Origin of the sequence: Bacillus sp. SRB_8, from assembly GCF_003264205.1 — a bacterium.
In the GTDB taxonomy this organism is placed as follows: Bacteria; Bacillota; Bacilli; order Bacillales; family Bacillaceae_G; genus Bacillus_A; species Bacillus_A mycoides.
This window is the reverse complement of record NZ_NADT01000225.1, coordinates 1-355: the sequence shown is the minus strand read 5'-3', so window position 1 is coordinate 355 and position 355 is coordinate 1. Positions and strand designations below refer to the sequence as shown.

Below are 355 nucleotides of genomic sequence, written 5' to 3'. Positions count from 1 at the left end.
GCGTGATGCGCCAAGCCAGTCCCTCGGCGATCGCGGTCTTGCCCACGCCGGCCTCGCCGACCAACAGCGGGTTGTTCTTGCGCCGGCGGCACAGGATTTGAATGGTGCGCTCAACCTCGTAGTGGCGACCGATCAGCGGGTCGATCTTGCCGTCCTTGGCGAGCTGGTTGAGGTTCTGCGTGAACTGCTCGAGCGGCGAGGCCTTCTCGCTGCGCTCGCCGCCGCCGTCCTCACCCTCGGGCGCGGCATCCGAACCCTTGGACGGCTCTGGCGGCTCGCCCTTCTTGATGCCGTGGGCGATGAAATTGACCACGTCCAGCCGCGTCACGCCCTGCTGGTGCAGGTAGTAGACGGC

Annotated in this window: 1 pseudogene; it reads right to left on the bottom strand. The window is 67.0% G+C overall.

The features are described from left to right. Nucleotides 1-313: pseudogene (locus B5P40_RS33970) on the bottom strand (hypothetical protein); the annotation flags it as partial. Between the last annotated feature and the right edge of the window lie 42 nt (nt 314-355).